Annotated in this window: 17 protein-coding genes, 1 tRNA gene and 12 pseudogenes; 13 read left to right on the top strand and 17 right to left on the bottom strand. The window is 34.8% G+C overall.

Annotated elements, in window-relative coordinates; all coding sequences use genetic code 11:
• Positions 1-19: 19 nt before the first annotated feature.
• The 5 genes and pseudogenes from OM966_RS02125 (at position 20) to OM966_RS07300 (ending at position 3,702) form a co-directional block, all read left to right on the top strand.
• Positions 20-646 (top strand): murein hydrolase activator EnvC family protein, encoded by a 627-nt coding sequence (locus OM966_RS02125; RefSeq protein WP_264328635.1) that lies wholly within the window; start codon positions 20-22, stop codon positions 644-646.
• Between the two features lie 12 nt (positions 647-658).
• Entirely contained in the window at positions 659-2,797 is a 2,139-nt protein-coding gene (gene leuS / locus OM966_RS02120; protein ID WP_405197133.1) for a leucine--tRNA ligase, read from the top strand.
• Positions 2,793-2,936, top strand: a pseudogene (locus OM966_RS07310) (class I tRNA ligase family protein); the annotation flags it as partial. The gene leuS and the pseudogene OM966_RS07310, both read left to right, overlap by 5 nt.
• A complete protein-coding gene (locus tag OM966_RS07305) occupies positions 2,937-3,101 on the top strand; it encodes a hypothetical protein (RefSeq protein ID WP_405197132.1) in 165 nt (54 codons plus the stop codon).
• A gap of 174 nt (positions 3,102-3,275) precedes the next feature.
• Positions 3,276-3,702 (top strand): annotated as a pseudogene (locus tag OM966_RS07300) (IS630 family transposase).
• An 18-nt stretch (positions 3,703-3,720) separates the two neighbouring features.
• Here OM966_RS07300 and OM966_RS02115 read toward each other — a convergent pair.
• The 11 genes and pseudogenes from OM966_RS02115 to OM966_RS02065 form a co-directional block, all read right to left on the bottom strand.
• A pseudogene (locus tag OM966_RS02115) lies at positions 3,721-4,068 on the bottom strand (IS110 family transposase); the annotation flags it as partial.
• A gap of 309 nt (positions 4,069-4,377) precedes the next feature.
• Complete coding sequence (recF, locus tag OM966_RS02110) at positions 4,378-5,457, bottom strand: DNA replication/repair protein RecF (protein WP_264328634.1); 1,080 nt, start codon at positions 5,455-5,457, stop codon at positions 4,378-4,380.
• A 16-nt stretch (positions 5,458-5,473) separates the two neighbouring features.
• Positions 5,474-5,941: a thioredoxin-dependent thiol peroxidase gene (gene bcp, locus OM966_RS02105; RefSeq protein WP_264329016.1), complete on the bottom strand. Its 468-nt coding sequence runs from the start codon at positions 5,939-5,941 to the stop codon at positions 5,474-5,476.
• Between the two features lie 230 nt (positions 5,942-6,171).
• A pseudogene (locus tag OM966_RS02100) lies at positions 6,172-6,393 on the bottom strand (PD-(D/E)XK nuclease family transposase); the annotation flags it as partial.
• Positions 6,394-6,471: 78 nt separating this feature from the next.
• Positions 6,472-7,041: a hypothetical protein gene (locus OM966_RS02095; protein WP_264328633.1), complete on the bottom strand. Its 570-nt coding sequence runs from the start codon at positions 7,039-7,041 to the stop codon at positions 6,472-6,474.
• 788 nt (positions 7,042-7,829) lie between these two features.
• Positions 7,830-8,270 (bottom strand): RDD family protein, encoded by a 441-nt coding sequence (locus OM966_RS02090; protein WP_264328632.1) that lies wholly within the window; start codon positions 8,268-8,270, stop codon positions 7,830-7,832.
• Between the two features lie 189 nt (positions 8,271-8,459).
• The gene (locus OM966_RS02085) at positions 8,460-8,918 is read right to left on the bottom strand and encodes an RDD family protein (protein ID WP_264328631.1); all 459 of its coding nucleotides are present in this window, start codon (positions 8,916-8,918) and stop codon (positions 8,460-8,462) included.
• A gap of 257 nt (positions 8,919-9,175) precedes the next feature.
• On the bottom strand, positions 9,176-9,412 hold the full coding sequence (locus OM966_RS02080; RefSeq protein WP_264328630.1) for a DUF4143 domain-containing protein: 237 nt from the start codon (positions 9,410-9,412) through the stop codon (positions 9,176-9,178).
• A 300-nt stretch (positions 9,413-9,712) separates the two neighbouring features.
• Positions 9,713-10,467 (bottom strand): annotated as a pseudogene (locus tag OM966_RS02075) (IS5 family transposase).
• A 173-nt stretch (positions 10,468-10,640) separates the two neighbouring features.
• Positions 10,641-10,922: a helix-turn-helix domain-containing protein gene (locus tag OM966_RS02070; protein ID WP_405197131.1), complete on the bottom strand. Its 282-nt coding sequence runs from the start codon at positions 10,920-10,922 to the stop codon at positions 10,641-10,643.
• Entirely contained in the window at positions 10,870-11,370 is a 501-nt protein-coding gene (locus tag OM966_RS02065) for a helix-turn-helix transcriptional regulator (RefSeq protein ID WP_264328628.1), read from the bottom strand. The genes OM966_RS02070 and OM966_RS02065 overlap by 53 nt, the downstream gene beginning before the upstream one ends.
• Before the next feature lie 264 nt (positions 11,371-11,634).
• Here OM966_RS02065 and OM966_RS02060 point away from each other — a divergent pair.
• Positions 11,635-12,174: pseudogene (locus OM966_RS02060) on the top strand (NAD-dependent DNA ligase LigA); the annotation flags it as partial.
• A gap of 6 nt (positions 12,175-12,180) precedes the next feature.
• Here OM966_RS02060 and OM966_RS07500 read toward each other — a convergent pair.
• Positions 12,181-13,110, bottom strand: a pseudogene (locus OM966_RS07500) (IS110 family RNA-guided transposase).
• Between the two features lie 200 nt (positions 13,111-13,310).
• Between OM966_RS07500 and OM966_RS02040 the strand changes: the two are divergent.
• The 3 genes and pseudogenes from OM966_RS02040 to OM966_RS02030 all read left to right on the top strand — a co-directional run.
• Positions 13,311-13,475, top strand: a pseudogene (locus tag OM966_RS02040) (Rpn family recombination-promoting nuclease/putative transposase); the annotation flags it as partial.
• A gap of 56 nt (positions 13,476-13,531) precedes the next feature.
• Positions 13,532-13,669 carry a hypothetical protein gene (locus OM966_RS02035; RefSeq protein ID WP_264328625.1) on the top strand — a complete coding sequence of 46 codons (138 nt, stop codon included), beginning with the start codon at positions 13,532-13,534 and terminating at the stop codon, positions 13,667-13,669.
• Between the two features lie 119 nt (positions 13,670-13,788).
• Positions 13,789-14,738: pseudogene (locus OM966_RS02030) on the top strand (IS110 family transposase).
• 389 nt (positions 14,739-15,127) lie between these two features.
• On the opposite strand, the pseudogene OM966_RS02025 reads toward OM966_RS02030, so the two are convergent.
• Together OM966_RS02025 and lipB are read right to left on the bottom strand one after the other, a co-directional pair.
• A pseudogene (locus OM966_RS02025) lies at positions 15,128-16,111 on the bottom strand (LD-carboxypeptidase).
• Positions 16,111-16,730 (bottom strand): annotated as a pseudogene (lipB, locus tag OM966_RS02020) (lipoyl(octanoyl) transferase LipB). Before lipB ends, OM966_RS02025 begins: the two co-directional pseudogenes overlap by 1 nt.
• Before the next feature lie 159 nt (positions 16,731-16,889).
• Between lipB and OM966_RS07495 the strand changes: the two are divergent.
• Together OM966_RS07495 and OM966_RS07490 are read left to right on the top strand one after the other, a co-directional pair.
• On the top strand, positions 16,890-17,219 hold the full coding sequence (locus OM966_RS07495; protein WP_458694299.1) for a phage portal protein: 330 nt from the start codon (positions 16,890-16,892) through the stop codon (positions 17,217-17,219).
• Between the two features lie 197 nt (positions 17,220-17,416).
• The gene (locus OM966_RS07490; protein WP_458694298.1) at positions 17,417-18,019 is read left to right on the top strand and encodes a phage portal protein; all 603 of its coding nucleotides are present in this window, start codon (positions 17,417-17,419) and stop codon (positions 18,017-18,019) included.
• 367 nt (positions 18,020-18,386) lie between these two features.
• Here OM966_RS07490 and OM966_RS02010 read toward each other — a convergent pair whose 3' ends face one another.
• The 3 genes and pseudogenes from OM966_RS02010 to murJ form a co-directional block, all read right to left on the bottom strand.
• Positions 18,387-19,061 carry a hypothetical protein gene (locus tag OM966_RS02010; RefSeq protein ID WP_264328624.1) on the bottom strand — a complete coding sequence of 225 codons (675 nt, stop codon included), beginning with the start codon at positions 19,059-19,061 and terminating at the stop codon, positions 18,387-18,389.
• A gap of 97 nt (positions 19,062-19,158) precedes the next feature.
• Positions 19,159-21,715: pseudogene (locus OM966_RS02005) on the bottom strand (AsmA family protein).
• A 3-nt stretch (positions 21,716-21,718) separates the two neighbouring features.
• A complete protein-coding gene (gene murJ / locus OM966_RS02000; RefSeq protein ID WP_264328623.1) occupies positions 21,719-23,215 on the bottom strand; it encodes a murein biosynthesis integral membrane protein MurJ in 1,497 nt (498 codons plus the stop codon).
• Positions 23,216-23,365: 150 nt separating this feature from the next.
• Here murJ and OM966_RS01995 point away from each other — a divergent pair.
• Positions 23,366-23,441 (top strand) — tRNA-His (locus OM966_RS01995).
• A gap of 65 nt (positions 23,442-23,506) precedes the next feature.
• Entirely contained in the window at positions 23,507-23,956 is a 450-nt protein-coding gene (locus tag OM966_RS01990) for a hypothetical protein (RefSeq protein WP_264328622.1), read from the top strand.
• The last annotated feature ends 657 nt before the right edge of the window (positions 23,957-24,613 follow it).

Below are 24,613 nucleotides of genomic sequence, written 5' to 3'. Positions count from 1 at the left end.
GCTAAAATTTTGGAGTTTTATGAGAGTTGATATATCTAAAATATGGCATATAGCTTCATTTCTTATATTATTAGCAATATTAATAGGCTGTGGCCTGCAAAAACCTGCACCTGTGCTGCTTAAAGGCGAAGAATTTTACGGAAAAAGAGAGCTGGAATATACAAGAGAGTACCATTTAATTAGGGAGCCTTTAATAAAAAAAGAAAATAGAAAAGCCATCATAAACAGGATATACAAAGATAACAATAATGCACAAAACGTGGGGGTAAATTGCAAATTTGTAATGCCAGTTAAAGGTACAGTTATTTCAGCTACCTCTTCTGATGAAATGTGTAAGGATGGCATAAAAATTGCTGCTCAAAATGGAACGAATGTAGTTGCCTCTGCACCCGGCAAAGTGGTATATGTAGGCAAAGGGCTGAGATGGTATGGAAATTTAATTATAGTAGAACACAAAGATAATTACATGACTATGTACTCCTATTTAAAAAACATACATGTTGAAATTGGTGATAAAGTAAAGCAAGGTCAAGTGATTGGATCTGCAGGTAAATCAAGCACACAAGATAAAGATCCACAGATGTGTTTCACAATACGGCATAATGGCCAAGCGGTTGATCCTTTGATGCATGTGAACTGTAATTGAATTTGGATTTATATGAAATATGATTTTAAAAGTGTTGAAAAATTTTATCAAGATAAATGGGATTTTTCTGTAAGCAAGAATAGTGAACAAGAGAAATGTTACGTATTGGAGATGTTTCCATATCCATCCGGTAAAATTCATATGGGGCACTTACGTAACTATGCAATAGGGGATGTGATAGCACGTTACAAGAGAGCTCGTGGATTTGAGGTTTTGCATCCAATTGGCTGGGATGCGTTTGGATTACCAGCTGAAAATGCAGCAAGGGACAATAATATTAGCCCTGAAACATGGACAAAAGAGAATATAGATAATATGCGTACACAGTTGAAATCTATAGGTCTTTCTTATAATTGGGAGCGTGAACTCTCCACATGTGAGCCTGATTACTACAAACACGAACAAAAATTTTTCCTGGATTTTTTAAAGCATGGGCTTGCCTATCGAAAAGAGTCATGGGTTAACTGGGATCCAGTGGACCAAACAGTGCTTGCAAATGAACAGGTGGTTGATGGAAAAGGGTGGCGATCAGGTGCAGTTGTTGAAAAACGTAAGTTGTCCCAATGGTTTTTTAAGATTACTGATTTCGCTGAAGACTTACTCAAGTGCCTGCAAAGTTTGAAAAATTGGCCAGAAAAAGTCAAAACAATGCAGGAGCATTGGATAGGAAAATCTGAAGGAGCAACTATAGAGTTTGAAGTAGTTGGCTTAAATAAGAAATTGAAGGTTTTTACAACTTATCCTCATACTTTATTTGGGGCTTCTTTTTGTGCAGTGGCAGCAGAGCACCCTATTGTGCAGGATTTAAAAAATAAAGAAATACAGGACTTTATCGATAACATAAAAACAAATGGGGAGAATGATGAAAAAATAGGAGTTTACACCGGATTAAACGTTAAGCATCCATTTCTTGATAAGGAATTGCAGCTTTACATAGCGAATTTTGTGTTGATGGAATATGGGGAAGGCGCGATTTTTGGTTGCCCTGCACATGATCAGCGTGATTTTGAATTTGCACAGAAATATGATTTGCCGATTATTCCCGTAGTTCGTGAAGAGGGTGCACAAACTATAGAGACCTTGAAGGTCGTTGATGGGATAATGTTTAACTCTGAGTTCTTAAACGGATTAACGGTAAGTAGAGCAAAGGAAGTAATCATTAAAAAGCTCAAAGAAAAAGGGATAGGTGAGAAAACAACAAACTATCGTTTACATGATTGGGGAATTTCGAGACAACGTTATTGGGGATGCCCTATACCTATAATATATTGTAAAGATTGTGGAACTGTGCAAGTGCCAGAAAAAGACCTTCCTGTGGTTCTACCTGCAGATGTAGAATTTACAAGTGGTGGCAATCCGCTGGATAAGCACCCAACTTGGAAGTTCGTTGATTGCCCAAAATGTGGAAAGCAAGCAGAGCGTGAAACTGATACATTTGACACCTTTTTTGAGTCTTCCTGGTATTTTGCTGCATTCTGTAGTGAAGATAAATCAATAGACAAAGATGCATGTAATCGTTTTATGCCTGTTGATTATTATATAGGTGGGATAGAACATGCAATTCTGCATTTGCTTTATTCACGATTTTTCTGCCGTGCTTTAACCAAATGTGGCTATTTTGCTATTAAAGAGCCTTTCTCTACTTTAATCACTCAAGGAATGGTCTGCCATGCAACTTATAAAGATGAAAATGGTAAGTGGCTATTTCCCGCAGAAGCAAAAGAGTTGATTGCACAAGGAGCTAAGGTTCAAGTGGGCAAAGTTGAAAAAATGAGCAAGTCGAAAAAGAACACAGTTGATCCAAATTTTATCATAGAAAAGTATGGTGCTGATACTGCTCGCTTGTTTGTGTTGTCCGACACTCCTCCAGAAAAAGATATGGAATGGTCCGATGATGGCGTGGAAGGTTGTTCTCGTTATGTAAATAAATTGTGGCGTATGGTCATGCAGCTGAGACCTGTAAATATACACTATGATAATGAAAGTATTACGGGTGGACTTCTAGAGTACAGAAAAAAAATTCATAAACTCTTACACGGACTTACAGATGACTTGGAAAACTGCAGATTAAACTGTGTAGTGGCAAAATTTCGTGAGATGACGAATTTAATAGCTGAAATAGATGTAAAAAACTGGAAAATCTCTTATTGATGAAGGTATATGTATATTAATCAGAGTAATCGAACCATTCATACCACATCTAGCTGAAAGCCTATGGCAAGAAATAGGAGGTCAACCTTGGCCAAAAGCTGATGAATCATTATTAGTTGACGATACGGTAACTATAGCAGTGCAAATCAATGGAAAATTACGCACAACAATAAAGGTAGCAATTAGCTTACCTCAAGAAGAATTGAAGAAAATAGCGATAGACTCTGTGTCCAGTAAGATCGGTCAAAACAAAGTTCGCACTGTATATGCTGTACCAAATAAGATAGTAAATATAGTTATATAAAAAATCCGAGTGTATCTGTTCAGGCAATGGCGTCAACTTAAGGGAAAATATCAGTGATAGTGTATAAAATTTCTCTCTAAATTTTTACCATTAAATTACCCAAAAGCTGCAATAAACAGCACTTTTGTTTCTGTTTTATAGTATTTTCAAAAGCGAATGATAAAGGTATAATATATTCTATACCGAGAATATGCACAAGCTCCAAGAGGAGAAAAAATATATGCTGATGTTCCAGGAAAAAAGCGGGAAAGAGTGAGTATAATAGGTGGATGGATTAAAAAGAAGTTTATTGCACCAATGACCTTCACAGGAGGGTGTAATAAAGATGTATTTAATGTATGGTTAGAGCGAACCACAATTGCAGCGTAATACAACCATAGTTATGGATAATGCTACATTCCATAAAACTCCCAAAACAAAGTCATTAATAGAGTCTTTTGGCTGTCATTTGCTTTATCTTCCAACATATTCACCTGATCTAAATCCGATAGAGCATTGTTGGCACACCATCAAAAGTCGCCTCAGACCTCTAATGCATCAATGTACAGACTTACACCTTTTAGTTGGTAATACCATTTTAGACGTTTATCATTCGTTTTAGAAAATACTATAACTGCTAACATTGTTTGCTTTTATGCCTTGCCTCAGGCAACATATCTTTGCTTAGAAAGAAAGCAATAGCTCTTGCATCATGCTTGTCTGTTTTGTGTATAGAGCGGCGCACAACTTCAAACTGTCCGGGAGCGACTATTACCACATGCTTAACGTAAGGTGAAACTGCATCATAAAAGAAACAGCTATTGCCCGTTGCTTTTATATCCACTTTATCTGTTTCTTGAAGATTTTCGATAAAATTATCCAAGTCTTTTAAGCAAAACGTTTGAATATACTCTGGCTTCCCTTCTCGCAGATAACAAGCAGTAAAGCTATTAGTATAACTCCAATGTGACGCATTTTTTCCTCCAATTGCATATTTCAATATATCAGAGTACCGGTTGTTCCAAACTCCTATACGAGGTCATCACATTTTGTGAGCCTCGCCGGTGGCAGGGGTGGTTAATCTGGGTCACGAGGTCTTCTTCCTACACTCCATGTAAGAGCAGAAAGTGCCTCAAAAGAAGTACCAACCTGCCACCTATCCACTCTGAAAAGTTATTATCTTCTCTTGCTTTCAACCAAGCAATACTTATTCATATCATCTGGGTAAGGTCACAGTCATATAATAAAAGACCAAGGACGTAAGTATTTCTTTCCTTTTGCAGAAGAATATTGTCACTTATTTACTTAACAATTCAAAAAACTTGAAAGAATAAAGATAGCTATTGAAATTATCTTGATTTACATCAGTTATCCAAGTTTGACATTGAATACTTAACACTTCCTCTATTAACGCCTTTCTGTAATGTTTATCTAGATGAGACATTATATCATCAAGTAGAAGAAGTGGTGCCTTATTGTAATGAATACACCTTGCTTTTACACTGGATAAAATAATAGAAAGCAGTAATAACTTTTGTTCTCCAGTGGAGCACAGATTTATTGGTACGTTTCTTTTTTGACAAAAAACCCGAAAATTATCGTTATGCACACCAAGGGTTACTCTACCAGTCAATGAATCTTTTTCTCTGTTTTCCTTTAGACGATTCTGAAAATATTCTGCAGTATCGTCCAAAGTTAGCTGGCTGCTGAATTTCAAACTTGCCTTCGGAAAAAGCTTACTGGAATGGTTATCAATTGTATCTTGTAATATTTTTAAAACAGACGATCGCATATGTAAAATACTAACTGCATTAACGGCCATTATGTTTTCAAGACTAGAGAACCAGTTTTTGTTCAAAATGTTCTCCCTCAATAGTTTACTTCGCTCATGTTTAGCTTTTCTATATTTCATGTAGCAGCAAGTGTAATTTTCTTCAAACAGTGAAACTATACGGTCTAAAAATTTTAATCTGTCACTTGGAGAATTAAGAAGAACATAGTCCATTTGTGGAATCAGCCATATTACATTGGATATCTTATACAGAGATGAATAACTTGATTGCGTTTTTCCATCAATTTGTATTAGTTTCTTATCAAAACTCTTTGCAATACCAATTGAATTAAAATCCGTTCCATTAAAAAAATCATAGTGCACTACCCAATCTTCATTACTGAATCTATTTTGTATCTCACTTGCTTTTGCTTTTTTCATTCCATTGCTTTTAGCAAGCAACGAGATTGCTTCAAGTATATTAGTTTTACCAATACCATTTTCGCCAGTTATTACAACTGAGCTATCATCTGAATCCAGTTCAAAGTTTGAGTGGCTACGAAAATTATGTAATTTCAGCTTTTTTATGTAGCAATGGGTAGCCATTAACCTATTCTTTAGTTTACATTCTCCTTACTTCTTCCAGAACCTCATCAACATGCCCACTAACTTTTACATTTTTCCAGATCTTCACTACTTTACCTTTTTTATCTATTAAAAAAGTAGTGCGCTCTATTCCCATATACTTTTTGCCAAACATACTTTTCTCTACCCAAACACCATATTTTTCCAACATTTCAGCATTCTCATCAGAAACTAAGGAAAATGGCAGAGAATATTTTGCTTTGAAGTTAGCGTGGTACTTAACACTATCTTTTGATACACCAATTATCACTGTGTTAAGGGAAGAAAAATAATCTATTTTATCTCTAAAGCCTTTTGCCTCCATCCTACAACCCGGAGTATCGTCTTTAGGATAAAAATAAAGAACTACATTTTTTTTATCAAAAAATTCACTCAATGATAAATTTTCACCAGAATCTGTTGGTAAGCTAAAATCAGGTGCATTATTTCCTACTGCTAATTCCATACCTTGCTCCATTAATAACACTTTTATGGTATTATAGTAATATGGTGCATTATTTTCTACTGCTAATTCCATACTTTGCTCCATTGATAACACTTTTATCTATAGTAGTATATTGTAGTCAGAGTATCAAATTTTATATATAGCTAACAGATAAGATTCTTGATGGGGGCTTATTGATAAGTTTCTGCCTTGTATCTTGTAAAAAGCATCTAATGCTTTAAGCTTAAGCATTGTAAGTCATGCTCATTAGTTTCCTCATCTCTTATAGTATGGCTAGATATATAATTGGATTTCTTAGGAAACAAAATACAATTTGAAATCGCAATAAAGAAGACCTTCTTTAAATTAGTGTATCTGCCAGACTGTCTTGAGTAAACTTTACCAGCATATGCTTGTGCGCGTTTTTCAAAGCCCTTGTCGCGAGCGAGCTGCATTTCGACCACAAATGCAGCCTTGTAGAGAGGAGTATCATCACCATTGGTCTTAGCACTAATATCAGCCCCTTTTTCTACAAAATATTTCGCTGCATTTTAAATTACCTTGTATAGCAGCACCGTGTAAAGATGTATTGCTATAATCCTCTGTAACCTGCTGTCTTTCTGTAGTCTGTGAAATTTCTGTTGTAACTTGCCGTCCCTCTGTAGTCTGTGGTATTTCTGGTAACTTGTTGCCCTTCTGTGACTTGCGGTACTTCTGTAAATTGCTCTTCCATTTGTTTTAAAAAGCCCAGTTCGTCTAAGATCCTCTATAGTATCCATAATATCTTTACCCTCTAAAGCCTTATCGATTAAATCCACAACTATCTCACGTCCACGTTTTATACCTAAGTACCGATTAACTACCTGTAAACCACGCTTCCAACCCAATTTATCTACCAGCCGATATGCACGATACATAAAGATTACTGAGTAATATATACCTTTTCCCATATCTCGCTTTGAACGACTAAGTTTAACTGTATCATCTATTAGCCCACTTACCCCTACATCACTAATTTTATCACTAAGACTTTTTTGCTTTAAAGTGCTAGACCGTAACAACTGAATGGTATTATATCTTGTAGCTATTTTACCAGTTAACTGTTGCTGACCTATAACCATTTCACCCCCCTTAAGTGTAATTAGAAATTACCCTCACTGTAAAACTAAATGGTCGTAGACAATTTATGTAAATACCAAATATGACCTTACCTGTAACACGAATATTTTTAGTGTCAACAACTTTTTAAGTAAATTTTATACAGATCAGAAATTGAATAGAAAAAAACAAAACACGTAAATTAGCCTGTAGGTTTATTTATCACTATTACTTCTGCTTTCTTTTTTTACAGCTACTGTTTTTTGCAATTTTATCATGAAGAAATTGCTTGCGTCGGTCAAATATTGCACATATGAAAATTAGTATTATGCCCACAAAGATTAAGCCTGACGAAGGGTCAATCCACCACTCAGAAGTATACTTATTAAAAAATTCCCCTTCTCGTAATAAGTATAGGGAAGTGAATAACTTCAATCAAAATATACCTAATTTTTGCTTGCACTAGGGTAACATTTTTCAAGTGTATTTGCATCTTTTATATGAATACCACATAATAATTGTCCTGGAGTACCACCAGATTTTTTTTACCATGAATACTCCAAATATCACTGATAGCAAAAAAGATGAGCAAGTATGTATAATTAATGATTGAGGTATAGTAGTGCGCAAAATTACCCATACAAAAATCACATAGACTAAGGAAATTCCCTTAAGAATAAAATAGTCAATAATGTCCGCTATAATGCGTCTAGTTATTCCTACATAGTTTAAATTTAAGTGACATTCTTCAGGTTTATAGTCTATCACTACCGTGTTTGCAATTTTATCGTAAAAAGTCTGTTTGTGCTGATCAAATATTGCAGGTATTAGGATCAATATTGGTAAAATTAAAAAACCACTCAGAAATATAAAGAGGTACAAACAAAAGTGCCTTGAGAGTGCTTCTCATCACTATTTGCATTAAAGCAGCGTTTTTAAGCGTGTTTGCATCTTTTATGTATATACCAAGTAGTAATTTTCCTGGAGTCCAACCAAGTCTTGTTATCATTAATACTTCTAATGCTATATATACTAAGCTTTCTCCTAAGTTTTCTAATATTTCATGTCGCTCTGATATAAGGTCATTATCAGTGTCGATACCAGGAAAGACATAATTAAAAAAGTCGGCAAGGAATTCTTCTGGTAATATAAATAAAATTAATGAAAGAAACGATGAACAGAAGACTAGGAATATTGTTTGGTCAACTGCATATGCTGCAACGCGTTTAGTAATTCCCGCATAGTTATCCATTTTTGTATCCAACACGATTGCCTAACATACCAGACTAGCAGTTAAATAATAGTAACTTTGTATTACTATGAAGAGCTACATTAATTAAAGTCAGCATATATTAATGAACCCGCAATCAGGAAGAAAGTTAGCTTGAAGGTTTATAGTCTATTGCCACTGTTTTGCAATTTTATCGTGAAAAAACTGCTTTCATTTGTCAAGTATTGCAAGTATTATTACAATTGTTAGAGCTGCAAACCAAATAGAAGTATATCTTGTCGGGAAGTAAACTATACCTGTAACAACCTCTCTAGAAACACATCTAATTATTGCTTGCGTTATAGTAATATTTTTAAATGTGTTTGCATCATTTATATGAATACCACATAATAACTGTCCTGGAGTACCACTAAATCTTGTTACCATTATTATTTCTAGTATCATAAAGAATATGGAAACAATGAGTATAACTAGTAGTCTGTTGGATCGAAGAAAATCAAAAACCAAGCTTATGTCACTGTTGCCTAGCTCATTACTCTTAAATACCATTACTAGTATACCAGCTAATGAAAAATACAAGATTGGAAAAATTCCTGACATGATAACATAGTCAATCACACTTGCTATAATACGCCTAGTTATTCCTACATAATTTACTTGTGTATTCATTTTTATACCTCACATAATTACCTAATATACCATACTAGAAGTTAAATAATAGTAGAGTTGGTTGTTTGTGCTCCTTATCTTCTCTTGCTTCCAACCGAGCAACCTGGGTAAGGTCATTTATTGGCATAAATTTAACTTTTGCGTGTATGCTTAGCTGTTTGAGAGAGTTCACAGAAATATCGTATATTTTAAAAAAAATCACTCTGAAGCGTGCTTAATTTCAATAGCATCCACCCCATTCTGCTAGTAGATCTACCTTATCGGTCACGCCAAAAGTACAGATTAGTAGGTAACCCCTGTCTCTTGAAAATCTCCAAAACAATCAAATTTTCAAACAGAGCTCCTTTAAGGTAGTACTCCTTTTCAAGGCCAACAAGCAAGTCATAGAAGTATAACTTTGGCATCTTGATTAAACGCTTGTTGAAATTTTGGTGAAATGGCTGAAGAAAAAATATTAAGTAACTAGCTTCTAAAATATTCAGCCACTGCCGCATAGTTGTATGAGAAATGCCACAATCTTAAGCATTTGAACGTCTCACTCAATATAGGTTTCTAGCCAGTGGATATATCAGGGCTTAAAAATAGCTGAATCCAAATTCAGATAAACTGAGGGGTAGTATGCCTTGAAAGAGATATAGAGCAAAATTTTGAGACCCTATTAGTACATATCGACCCCTTTACAGGAAGCTATTTCTTGAAGATATGATAACAACTCAGGTACGTGCTGTACTTCATCAAAAATAGCGCCCTGCTGATAATTAGTTAGAAATGTCCTAGGCTCTGTGGACAAAATTTTAGAGAAGCCATACAAGAGCTCCAACAAAATTGAGAAAACCCATAAAAACCTCAGCAGTTTTATCAAATCTGGAAAAAAATGCGCCTAAAATTTTTAATTTTACCAAAAAAATACTCAATCAAATGACGTTCTTTGTAGATATGCTCATCGTAATACCTTTGCACTTTTCGATTCCGTTTTGGCGGAATAACTACTGTACATCCCTTGTCTTCAAGACTTATAACAAAGGCATTGCTATCGTAGCCCTTGTCAGCTACTACAGTAGAGTTATAGATACTTTCGGTTAACACTTGTGCCTGCGTAATTTCATTTCTTTGACCAGGAGTCAGAGTAAATTTAAGTGGATTTCCAAGTGCATCGACAAGCGCATGTATTTTAGTTGTAAAGCCACCTTTGCTCCTCCCTAAAGCTTCTTGATCCTTGGAGTTTTTTGTATATCCAGATGAACATGGATGGGCTCGGATGATCGTATCGTCGATTATAGCAACTTCTAAATCAGGCTCTTGTTTAGTATATTCAAGCAATTTTTTCCAGACATCTCTTTTCACACCATCTTTTAAATCGCTTATGTATACTCCTGTAATTACCATAAGTTTTTGGTAAAAGTCTCCATTGGCAACCACTTCGCACTATGTACCACACTGCCTCTATGAATATTCTTAAACGTTTTTCATCTTTGCTGTGCATTCCTTTTACGCTTTTTATGAACTCTAAAATTTGTTTCCAATTTTCCTCTTTGATGTAATATTGCATATGGTAGTTTCTCCATTTTTTTACCTATTAGGCTAAACTACCATCTTTTTCTCTCTTTTCATATTTTTTGTCCACAGAGCCTAGATATTAAAGCCATACGTAAAAAAAATATTATATACAAATGTCTATAAAGATATACCCTGTCTATAAAAATTTTATCTCAACCTTCTTCGTTAATTTTTTACCACCTCGGACAAAAACCCACACAATAAGTCCTTTAATCTTTGATCTTCAATTTTTTTACATTCTCTCATTAGATTTAATACCTTCATTTCCCCTTTACTATCTTCATCTTCATAATAAGTCTCTTCTTTTGATTTTGGCAGTAGCACTCCATAGTTTACTGATAATGCTTTTGCCATTTCAGGTACCCTTTCAAACGACATATAATCTATACCTCGTTCATACCTGTTTATTTGTTGAATTGATAGCTCGGCTTTGTTTGCTAACTCCAACTGAGTATATGCTCTTACTAACCGCCAATCTTTTTGCCTTTTGTCCCATTTTGTATTTTATAGACTTTGTATCAGTTTTGCCCATTTCAATTCCTTCTGACAAAAGTTTTACTAATGAACAAAACACACTGCGAAATTCTTGGTCCCTAATTTTTTTGAAGTTTTGCACTATGCTTAACATCTTCTCATCTTCGCTACTTACATAATCTGTTGAATTAGGAAGTAAATCCTCAAATTCAACCGATAATACTCTTGCCATCTCTTCTGCCTTTTCAGGTGAAATGTTGTATATCCCTTGCTCATACTTTGCCATTTGTGACTTTGATATACCAACTTTCTTTGCTAGCTCTGCCTGAGAGTATCCTCTTAATACCCTCAATTTTTTTATCTCTTGAATTATTTGGTAACCTAGAGAGCCAGCAGCAACTTTCTTTTCGGTAGTGGTCATTTTTCACACAATTGCAGGACAAATATATAATACAGTATTATTGAGTTTTATTAAAACTTTACTACTAACCAATTCGCATTCTTGGGTAGCTGATGTTGAAGCGAGCAGAGATCTCTACTAATTAAATATTTTTCTTTTTCTATTTAAATATTATATATTAAAATACAAAGTAGCGGTAAATTAAAAGTTTTACTTGTAAAGCTCTAGTAAAAACGAGTGCGCAAGTTAATAATTGATTCACGATTGACGCTGTATACTGAAACAGTGGTTGAGGTAAAAATTATGACTGAAAATACATTAAAACTACAAAAGGAAATAAAACGCCACAACGAGCTATACTATCGGAAAAACAAACCAGAAATCACTGATGCAGAATACGATGAGCTGGTGAAAAAAGCAGATATTCAAACCGTTGGTACTGCGCCTGATAGAAGATTTTTAGAGGTGGAACATATTGTACCAATGCTCTCGTTGGACAAGGCTCATGGACGAGATGAAGTTGAAGAGTTTCTTAAAAAACTTCTGAATGTGCATGAGTTGGAAATCATATGTGAGCCAAAAATTGATGGATTGTCGTTTTCTGCAATTTATGAGGATGGTATGTTCATTAAAGGTTTAACTCGAGGTGATGGCCATCACGGTGAAGATGTAACAAAAAATGTTGCGACTATAGCAGGATTGCCTAAAGTATTACCTGACGTAAAAGGTAAGTTGGAAATAAGAGGGGAAGTATACATAAGAAATGACGATTTTTTAAAATTAAATAAGGATAATCAATTTTCAAATCCGCGCAATACGGCATCTACCGTCTTAAACATCAAGATAAAAATTATTGTTTTTTATCATAGCATTTAAACAAATGATGATTTTTCTCATTACAGCAACTAAAGCGACTTTTGCCAGAGTCAACTAAACGCTGGTAAAATACTTTCATTTTTTTATTATGACGCATTGCAACCACAGCAGACATGTATAATGCTTTTCGAGCATAAAATCTGCCACCTATGACTTGGGCCTTGCTCACTTTCCTTCCGCTTTCACTAGTTTTTTGGTGCAACTCCAACTAGACAAGCTATTTCCTTATTATCTAACCTACCAAGTTCAGGTACCTCTATGAGTAGGATACTTGCGGTTTTCCGTCCAACACCTTTATAGCTAGTTAGCAGTTTGCTTTTTTCCTTCAAATCAGGATCAGAGTTTATTATATCTTCTATGTCTTGCCTAATTTGCTCTAATTGTTTTTTTGCAAATTCTATCTGTTTTTCTATATATTCCCTGGCTTTTCCTGTAACCTTATGCAAACGACACTTATTTGCATGAACTTCATCGTTTAGATTGCGCTCAACTGCTCTTAGCTCTTTTAGTTCTTCTTGCTTTTGTGAAACTATGTATTCTATTACTTCGTCATTTTTTGTGATAAATTCAGCATATTTTTCTAGTAATTTTGCATCTAATTTATCTGTTTTTGCAAAGTGGTTGCAGGCTTTTGCAAATGCATACCCGATTTGGGTGAGCTCTGTGAACAGCTATGTTATGTTCTTGTAACAATTTTATTACAAGTTTCTCATAACCTCCTGTGGATTCTACTACACATAACTTAACAAATACGTTAGCCATTTTCGACTTTATAAACTCAGATATAGCTCTCTCTGCATTTTCTATACGCTGATGTTTATTGTTGATTGAGATATCAAGTGTTTCTTTTGAAACATCAATACCCACAAAAACTGTTCTAGCCATTTTTGTACCTATAAATATAATCAAATAATAATGTAAATGCTGTACAGGATTGTGATTCGATCTTTTAGATCCTCCTACCGTTCGTACTCCATTTTTTAAAGCTAGGAGTGTACTGAGATGCCTACGATTTCTATCAATCAATCCAATTGACAGTATCACTCCTTGCTCATTATAGTCTTGCGACTTTGATTTAATATACAATCCTAATCGGTCATGAAAAAGGCAGAGCGGAAGGTCGAAAAGATAGGGATATTGAAGTCGCAAAAAACCTACTTAAGGCTGGTATCTCGATTGACGTCATTTCCCAAACAACCGGTCTTCCTAAAGCTGAAATAAAACAACTTCAGGAAGAAAATACTTTTTAACCATTTTTGTTAAGCTCTTCACAAAAGAGGGATTTCATAGCCCTAAAACATGCTTTATGCCTTTAACTACTGATGTATCGCTTAAGAAGGTTGTAAGTTGGAAATGTGATATAAAAAGAAGCAAGAAGAAAGATAACTCTATAAAAATGTGGTTATCGCCAGGCTTGAGCAACCGTAAGACGGTAGTATTATAAACATACGTAGATATCAAGGTACTCAAGCCTATCCTTCGAGACGTTTGAATAGTTGTTTGGGACATATATATGCACCCGTTTACAATCTTAAATTTTAACTTAAACTCTCGAGGTTCTTTATGGTTACATCTTATCAAAATTTTATTGGCATTGATATCGGAAAACTTGAATTTTTTACTGCAGTTAATGAACAAAAAGGTGTCATCAAATTTGACAATAGTTGTGTTGGTTGGAAACAACTCTACCAAAAATTTTCAAATATCTTGCCCAACTCCATGGTAATTTTAGAAGCTACAGGAGGTTATGAGCTTGGCTTATTGTATTTTCTTATTGATAGAAACATTGCTGTGCATCGTGCTAATACTCGTCAAGTTAAAAACTTCATTCTATCTCATGGAACTTTGGCAAAGACCGACAGTCTTGATGCAAAAGCGCTTGCCCAATATGGTTCTGAGCGTTGTGGACATTTGCAGCTATTTACACCTATCTCAAAAGAACAAACCACCTTGTTTGCACTTTGTCAGCGTCGTGACGATATTACGAAAATGCTTGTTCAAGAGAAGAATAGGCTAAAAACTCCTGGAAATGATTACATTAAGGAAAGTTGTCAACAAGCTATTGAATTCCTCAACAACCAGGTAGAAAAGCTTGATCAAGCTATACAAAAAAATAGTCAATGAAAATCCTGAATTGCAACGATGCCAAAAAATTCTTGAAACAGTCCCTGGAATAGGTAGAAAAACCTCTCAATGTTTATTGTGTCTCATACCGGAACTTGGTTCTTTAAATAAAAGGCAAATTGCAAGCCTTGCAGGTGTTGCGCCTCATCCTAAGGAAAGTGGTAAAGCTATTGGCTACCGAAGGATTATAGGTGGAAGAAGTAACGTTCGTTCAAAGCTTTTTACAGCTGCCATGGCTGCTACAAGGTCCAAATCTGCACTTAGTGCCTTTTATTCTAAGCTTATTGAAAGTGGTAAGAAGAAGATGGTGGCTATAACAGCTCTAATGCGTAAAAATAATAGTGATTGCTAATGCAAGGCTTAAAGAAGCAGTTAATTTGCATATTTAAAAATTTACATAGCAATAACTGAAATTGGTTAATGAATATGCGCTTTTAATGTGTGTGGACGCGCATATTCATTAACCAATTTCAGTTATTGCTGTGGTGGCTGTTTGATACAAAATTCTGTTTCTATAACAAATGGGTTTTTATTGCCCATATGAAGTTGCAAAATTACAAATAAAAAAATTTTTAAAAAAACATAGTTGATATCTTTTTTTCGTTTGGTGAATTTCTTAAATATTTATGGCTAAATGACAATCGTCATCCCGCTACGTGTTAGCGGGATCTAGAGATATCGCGAATGAATCGCGGTATGACGGTTAAGTATCCCACTACGTGTTAGCGGCTAAGAGATACCGCGGCGGCATGACGTAGAGCTCGCATTAGCTATAAGATTAGCTAACATTCTGCACATCCATAAAAAACAAACCTTCTTTTTCGTCTTGAACGCTAATAATAAGCATGAGTGTTAAGAGGTAAAGGGTCATTTGTATGTCCAATGGCCTACCCCTTTCATTGTAAATACAGGAAAGTTAACACTTTTTGCAAGCCTTTCTTTTACAACTTCAACAAGATTATCATTATAACAGTTAACGAAATCCCCAAAGATTACTGCATGCACTCCATCAAAAATGTGAGCTTGTTTTAGGTGATCTAAACTGCGCTCTATTGCGTATGGGTAAACTCTTATGTCCTCTAAAAATAGAATTTTACCTTTCGCATTTATTTGCCAAGCGGTTCCTATACTATTTTCAATTAAAGTCATATTACCACCGATGACTTTAGACTCTAATCTGCCATCTTTTAGTCTAATGCCATTGTTTATCATCTTTAGGTTATCAAATCTGATAGAATCCCGCTTGTTAAGAATTAACTCTTTCAATTTTTCAACAGAGCTTTCAGGAAACGGAGCTATTTACTATCATTTCCAACATGGTGCCGTGAAGAGTTTGCCAATCATATTTAGCTTGTAGATAGATGTGCAAGGCAGTTATATCGCTATAGCCTATGAGGATTTTTTTGTTTTGAGCAATCCCTTTCTTTTTTATCATTGGGTAACTTTTCTAGATAGGGAATTAACCGAGAAGCCCCTTCTCCTCCTCTGATACACCAAATTATTTTACTATCATTAGTTAGTGCACTAACCAAATCATTTGCTCTGAATTCATCAGAGTTGGAATAAAATGGATTGTCATTACTATATATTTTTTCCGAAATATGGGGATTAAAATCCGAAGCTTCTACATATTCCTTTTATAGTAGTCAGATCTGATTCTTTTCCCCTTGGAAGAAGGAGCAATAATATCAACTCGGTCGATTGCATGAATACCTGTGTTAGCACATAAAGTGAAAATAAAATATAAAAGGTAAATGATCATTAAAATATCTTATAAAACTCTTTTTTTAGTATATCATCCAATTCAGAGAGTGGAACTTTCACTCCTAGTTCTTCCATTGATGTGACGCCATAACCTTGCAGTCCACAAGGAATAATACCCTTATAGTGAGAGAGATCTGGAAAGACGTTAAGCGCTATGCCATGATAAGTTACCCATTTTCTTAAGCGAATACCAAAAGCTGCAATTTTTTTTTTCTACTCCATTGTTATTCACCCAAACACCTATTCTATCCTCTTTAAATTCTCCAAGTATATTAAATTGCTTTAAAACATTTATTATCCACTTACTTAGGTCTCTAATATATAGCTTTATGTCGCATTTATTTCTTTTTTTAAGGTTTAACATTAAATATATGATGCGCTGTCCTGGACCATGATATGTGTGTTTACCACCCCTTCCTGTTTTATATATAGGAAATAGTTTTTCAACAATATCATCATCTGTTGCACTGATTCCTGCAGTATAAAGTGGAGGGTGCTGGAGTAGCCATACCAATTCGTCTGCTGAATTATTGTAAAATTTGTTGAATTTTTTCTTCCATAGATTTTACGGCACAGTTATAATCAATAAGCTGATTAGATATTAGCCATTCTGTCATGTTCAATTTCTTTTCTTTTTAGTATAGCAGTGCATTCTTTTCCTGTCATCCAAGCGCCCTCTTCTTGTCATTCCAGTGCGTGACACTGGGATCTATGTCTTAGTTTAACTACAGAATCTAAAACACTTTTAACTTTTAAACATCTTTCATGAGGCACATATGAATTTCAACATTTTTCAAAGAAAGAAAAGCAGTGAATATTCTGCTTTGCAGCTAATGATGGAACCAAGTTGGAGTAAGCGTGATTATGTAAGTTTTGCTGAGGAAGGTTACATAAAAAATGTTATTGCCTTTCGAGCAATTAATATGATTGCAAGTGCTACATCTTCGGTACCTTTTACTCTCTGCCAGCTTACTGAACAGGGAAAATCGCAACTAAAAGCCCATCCATTACTGAAATTACTTTATTCTCCTAATCCAATGACATCAAAATCGGAATTTATTGAGGGGATTGTAACTTATCGGTTAGTTAACGGCAATTCTTATTAATTGATGGTTGAGTCACAGAACAATAGAAAATCACCACAGAGCTTTATCTTCTGCGCCCTGATAGGGTTGAAATTGTTCCAGGGAGAAATAACGTTCCTTATATCTATCGTTATACCATAAATAACAACGGTTATGACTTTAAAGTTGATAAACTAACCGGACGTTCAGCAGTGTTGACCTAAAGACCTTTAACCCCTTTGAATGATTGGTATGGATTATCACCAATTGAGGCAGCTGCATACAGTATAGATCAGTATAATCAGGCGGGTGCTTGGAATCAAGCGATGTTGCAAAATGGGGCAAGACCAAGTGGTGCAATAGTTGTGAAATCAGCGAAGGACGGGAGTGGTGGAAGTTTAAGTCAAGAGCAGTACCAACGCTTAAAAGAGCAAATAAATGATCATTATTCAGGTTCTGTCAATGCTGGAAGACCGATATTGCTTGAAGGAGGCTTGGAGTGGAAAGAAATGAGCTTATCACCAAGGGATATGGATTTTATTGAGTCCAAACACAGTTCAGCTCGTGATATTGCCCTGGCTTTTGGCGTCCCGCCGCAGTTGCTTGGCATACCAGGTGATAACACTTATAGCAAATTAGTCGAAGCACGGCTTATCCCTCTGGGAACAGACGGTTTTACCAACGCTAGAAAATATTATCTGTCACCTGAATTCTTGGCTAACACCAAAATTTGGCGAGGATCTGTGCTTGTCGTACGACAAAGATGCAATAGAAATTCTCACGGAAAAGAGGCAAAAGTTGTGGAAATACGTAGAAAACGCAAGCTTTATGACACTCAATGAAAAAAGGGAAGCATTTGGCTTGCCACCACTGCCAGGTGGTGATGAGTTAGGTTAAGTTTGATCCGTTCAGCTGTGCTGGCTAAAAGACAACTTAAAAGAGTTTAAGTTTTTGCTTTGTGCTTTGTAAAATATTAAAAAAATCAGCCAAATTACACCATATTTAGTCTATTTTATCCTATAGTTTTGGGTTTTACCGAGGGTTCGTCATTCTGCTACATGTTAGCGGAATCTATCCGCGGCGGTATGAAGTAGGGTTGCACTAGCCATAGCAACTTTGCCTGCGCAACCATTTTCTGCTGCACCATTGAACAGATATGCTTGAAGATATCCGTTCAGATGAGTTTATTGTCTCCTAAACCGTACACGCCTAACAAGCTACCGCTAGAGCTTGTGAAAAATTCTCTATTTTTATTCCCTTTAATTTACTGGATAAGTTGTCTACAAACAAATCTGATTTAGTGCAGATCTGCTCTATTTTTTCAGGAGATAAAGAGGAATCTAATTGATTCGCTATACCAGACACTCCATTTAAAACTACTCCAGCACCATATGGTACATATGACACAGTATATATAGCACCTGACGTAAGATCTAGCAAATTCTGAGAAGCAGTGATCATCTTGTATCCTACTGTATTTTTATCTTTTTCTTTAATCTCCTCAAGTATCTTTGATGCACTATAGGGAATATAAGACATACCAGCTATACCATATGAAGCCCCATTTAAGGCGTACGATACAACTACCGTTGTTGCTGATAGTGCTTTGGCTCCATATTTTGCAGTATAAAGCAATGGCTTAAGGGCATAAGAAATAGTTTTACCTTGTGATTCAGATTCAAGCAGCGAATTTAGTTCTTCTTGTGTTGCTGTACATTCGAAAAATTCTTCCTCATCGATTTCTGCAAGATCAATCTCTTCAAAACCCTCACCAATATCTACAGGAGTCACTGTTTCTTTTATAGGGCTAACTTCTACATTACTTCCAATAATACTTGGATTATTAGAACTTCTGCCAAAAAGATTCGAAAACATGCTAAACATTTTTTTTTACCTACAACTTAACGCTCATATCAATATATTAACCTAATATTAGCCAGGTGTCAAGCACATATGACTCTTATAAACAGATGTTAGTAAATTAACTATTCCTCTTGCCAACCAGAGCGATGAAGATTTGGTCTACATCAAAACTCATCTTAGGAAGCCAAATAGGGCCATCCAAATGCATATCGATATAGATTGGATTACTATAGTTTGGTGGTATGAAAAAGAACCTGAATATAGAAGCTAAAGCGAAGTTAGATAAGGTTAAATTAGAAGAGATCGACCCTGATGCTTGATCAATCCCGAATTGTAAACTAGTTGAACATATACCACTCTTAATACTTGCTTTTCCGCTAATATTTTCAAAAAATGTACTGCCATTATATATATCAACATAAGCAAATGTGGAAATTTCAGACTTATTCTTACTGCTTAATAAATTAGCGATAAATGAATTAAAATCTACATTAGTAACTTCTATTCTCTGCGCTTGTAAATTTACATCTCCTGATAAGTTACTAGCCCAATCATGAAAACTTTTTCCTTGAGTTTTGATTTCACCATTTAAGCTTACCTGACCATTTTACATTGTCAATTCCTATAACCTTACCAATCTTTTTAGTGTCCAAATTTACAACAGAAAATCTTGTATTCATTGAGTCTGATCTTAAATAACCCTGAAAAAAACACTTGCCCGTGTTCTAATACGTAACTTACCTGCCTGATAGTGATAGTGTTGCTTCTCATTACCGCATCCAAATTAAAATCTTTCAAAACATTCTGCTCGGTTTTAAATTCTGCAGTATTGATTTGCACATTTGCATCAAAGCCTTCTTTGTCATCCAAAAAATCAAGCTGCTTTGTTGACCATTGAATTTTGATCTATCTCATTTCTTGAATTTCTTTTTACCTCTACTAAATTTGGTAATTTAAAGATATTTCCATTAAATTTATTGCCCGTAAGGTTCACATCTAATAAAGGTTTGGCGTATTTTTGATCTACTAATATTTTTGCATTACCGGTAATATCGAAATCTTCTCCAGATAGTTTTATTTTATCTGCAACTAGCTTACCTTTTTCCATTTTCAGCAAAAAATCCAAATTTTTAATTTTCGTATCATTCAATGTAAGGTTATTAAACACTGGCCTTTATATTTGCATCATACTGAAAATTTTTCAGCCGTTGCATTTTAGATAAACTGCTAAATAATGAATGATCATATTTATCTGCATCAAGATTATGCATGCTAAATTCACCATCAATCACACTGCGTTTTTTTGTGTGGCTTACTCTAATTGACCCTTGCAAGGATTCCTTATTATTTAGCAGTCTAATGTCTGAGATAGATAATATTCTTGGTGCAAGGTGCAGTTTAGAACTTAGTATAAATTGATTTTTCTGGTTTTCTTTCATCTTTATAGAAGGAAAAAACCATAAAATGAATGACTCAAAATCATTTCCTTCTACTAACAAATCACCGTTGAATTCAGATAGGACATTATTGTTTGAGATCTCTCCTGATAAGTAAGATATATTATTGATTCCAGGAAATTTAAGAAGCGTATTAACTTTTACTTTGCCATCAGTGGATTTTAGTACAGCACGGAAATTGTCCAATATCTTGTTTTGATATTGAATGTTAGAAGCTTCCATATTAAAATTTAAGCTCAAGTTCTTTGGCACAACTGCTCTAAAGCATTCCAGAAGGTCTTTCATATTCGTTGTTCTTTGTGAATCATTTTGTATGGAATCTAAGTTAACTTTGCTGAAGCTAATATTGAGATTAGTGTGATCGCCTTTTCTATCATTTTGTATTGTACCACTGGCTTGCATGCTTTTGGAATCAATTTTCAAGTCAGTTACCGTAAACTCATTTTCATCGAGGTTGATATTAGATGATATCTCAATATTTTCACTAGGAATAACACAGGAGAGAAAGCTAAGATTAATGATTTTTGCTAAATCACTCACAGAACCGGAACTATTATTAATCGTTAGTGTTAAATTACCCTGGAGTTCTTCTTGATTTCTATTACCTGTAAATAGCAAATTTACAAAATTTGATTCAACACTAATGTATGCATTCTTTTTTGTGATATTAACCTTTCCTGAAAAATCGTAATTATTATCACCTACCTTTACTTTACCAGAGAATTGCCTATTTTTTTTTACAGCAACTTCCTTTATATTAACAATGCTGCTATAATTAGCGAAATCATTCTTAAAACTTACTTGGCTGTCTTTTATTACTATATCGACTGTGTTACCACTGGCTTTTGTATTTATAATATTAATTAAATTTTCTTTATTGCTTTTCATGCCAAACAATGTGATTGACTTTGGTTGCAACGAGAATAAAAGCAACGATAGGAACGATGGCCTTATTTCAATTTTTCTTACACTAATTAAATCTGATAGCTTTTGCTCTTTATTTTCGTTGTATTGTATATATACATTATGAATAGTGAGCTTTGGAGTAATGAGTGAAACTTTAATTTTTCCTCCAATATGCACTTTAGCATCATACGTCCTCTCCAACTCTTTTATGATATATTTCCTGTAGCCACTCCAATCCTTAAAAGTTGCAGCAACGTGCATGAGAATTAATAGCAGCGAGATTGATAATATGGCATATATCGAGAGCTTCATAGTTTATACATGTTTTAAATTATCCAAACTTCCTCTAAAAGTTAGGTAAAGAATACCAAAATAAACAATAACACTCAAAGCTATTAAAGTCGTTAAATAAACAATACGAGCCAATATTTTATCAAAAAATAATCCTGCCAACAAAGAATTAAAAATATAAAGGGCTATTGACATGACTACCGTTGCTACAAAAATTTTCATGATATTTAATAATAACGCTTGGCTAACCTTATACATTTTATTTATTGTTAAATAACTAATTAATAGAATGGAGTTTATCCAAGTGGAAACGAAAGTAGCGATAGCAATCCCCGTGTGCTGATACTCGTTCATTAACAAAAGGTTTAGCACTACATTAATTCCAAGGCACATTAGTGAGAACATAGTTGGTATTTTTAGATTTCCTTTAGCAAAAAACGTGGGTAGCAATACTTTATTTATAATAAATGCAGGTAAAGAAAGAGAAAATGCTATTAACGTGGGAGCAGTTTGCTGCACTGCATAATGATCAAACCGGCCGTAAGAAAAAAGCGTAAGTAAAATTATGTCGGGAATAATAATAAAGGCAGCAGTTGTTGGCATAATTAACATTAATCCTATGTTGAGAGCCTTGTTCTGTATTTTGACTATATTTTCAGTATTATTTACCTGTTTTGAAATTAAAGGAAGAAGCACTGTACCGATTGTAGTACCGATTATTCCCTGCGGTAGTTGATTTAGTCTATCGGCATAATATATATAGGACACCGCATTTGGTATAAAACTCGCCATGATTGTGTCAATCCATACACTTATTTGAGTTACACAATTGTTGATAATTGCAGGTATCACACGCTTAAAAAACAACCTTACTTCATTGCTTAATTCAAGGCTAAAAGAAAAAGCTGCCTTTAACTTGTATGCGCTAAATAGTATCAAAAGTAGCTGGAAAATTCCTCCTATAAGGGCAGCTATAGAAAGGTTGTGCGCTGGAGTTTTTACGTAAGGCACAAACAAACTGATGATTAAACAGAGATTCAAAACGATTGGTGCAATAGCTGTTGAAGCAAAATGCTGCTTTACTTGCAGCATTCCACCAATAAGTGATGCAATTGAAACAAAGATTATGTAGGGCATCATAATTCTTGATAAAGTAACAGTAAGGGTAAACTTACTTTGGTCAAATCCAGGAGCAAAAATTTGAATCATATAAGGGGAGAAAGTTTGCATGATAAGGCAAAAAATTACTAAGATAATAAACGTAATGGATATTACACTACTCGCAAAATTAAATGCCTTTTTATCATCGTGTGATTCTGTTGAATATAACGGTATAAAGGACGTGGTAAATGCTCCCTCTGCAAAAAATGCGCGAAATAGATTGGCAAAACGAAACGAAGAAAAAAATATGTCTGCAAGAGAGTTTGCACCAATAACCGTAGCAATCAATACATCTCTTATTAACCCTGAGATCCTTGAAATAGCCGTAAAAAAACTAAATATGAAAATACTTTTAAACATACCACTACTTCATTAGTATCAATACAATTAACTATAATAGTAAAAGTATCAATGAAAATATTTATTGGCTAAACTTAAAACCCTCTACAAAAGGAGAGTTAAATAATCAATTGACTATTTGCACTCGTATGTTAGATATTTTATATCTTGGCGGGCGTAGCTCAGTTGGTAGAGCGTCAGTTTGTGGTACTGAATGTCGCCAGTTCGATCCTGGTCGCTCGCCCCACTAAAATTTTCTGCTTGATGGAGATATGAACAAATGGTAATATATTAATTAATTAGGGAGAGTATATGGATTACAACACTAAAGTTTTTTTAATATTGTGCGGTGCAGCATCAGTAACAGGTGCACTTACAGGTTTGGGATTGAGTTTCACAGCTTTGTCACCTTTGGTTATAGGTGGAATTGTTGCTGTCGTTCCTGTAATATTATTTGCTGCATATTATATATGCAAAGGAGAATTCTCCAAGAAAGATCTTTTCATGATGGCCGTTTTATGCGTTGCAAGCGCTGCAATTGGAGTTGGCCTTGCTGCAGCCGCAACTGCTATTTTTCCTGGTGCAATGCTTGGAATGGGCTCTGCAGCTTTAGCAGGTGCAACAATAGAAATGATAGCGCTGATAGCAGGGGCATTTGCGGTTGGAGCTATATCACTTGCATCTGAAAAAGTGAATGAATATATTATATCACCTATAGTTGAGTTTTTTTCTTCAAAAGGGAAGGGATACGAATCACTTTAAACCAATTAAGTAAGGTTTCTGCTTTCTGTTATTCTAGTGTGCAGCATATAGCTGTACGAACATTTGTTTGCAAAGGCAGTGTGTTAAGTGTTATAGCCGGTTTTGCCTCAAACACAAAGGCAGTGCCTGGACTCTTGCTTCAATGTTAAACAAAATACCATAGAATTCAAAATGCAAAAAAAAATGTTCAACATTGTATCAGGAGTCTAGAAATATATGTATCCGTTCAGAGGTGTAGCTTAAGAGACAATAGATAGAAGGTTTTGAAAGGGATTAAGATTCTTTTGTTTCCAAGTCAGGTATAACGAGATTATCGGGAGTGTTAAATAAACCATATGCGTCAAGTTAAGGGAAAGTAGCATAAGGAAAAAGAAAAGTGGTAAAAATTATTTTAGATATTAAGTAATAAAGCTAGTGATTTATAGACTCTTCTAAAAGAATTATCTTATTTTAGATCAAAATTTCCCAAAAAATAAATGTAACAAACAAGATACCCACTTTAAATGGTGCTATATTGGGCCTTAACTTGACGCGTATGGTTTATTTAACACTCCCACTATGGCTATACCTAATTGGGCTTTAACTATATCTCAACTTGATATTTTCTTTCCTGGTAGATTGAAAATTGAGTTGAGTTAAAAATGCGGTTTGACACAC

The organism is Wolbachia endosymbiont (group A) of Andrena hattorfiana (assembly GCF_947179565.1).
GTDB lineage: Bacteria > Pseudomonadota > Alphaproteobacteria > Rickettsiales > Anaplasmataceae > Wolbachia.
The sequence above is the reverse complement of the archived record's forward strand: the minus strand, read 5'-3'. Positions and strand labels throughout refer to the sequence as shown.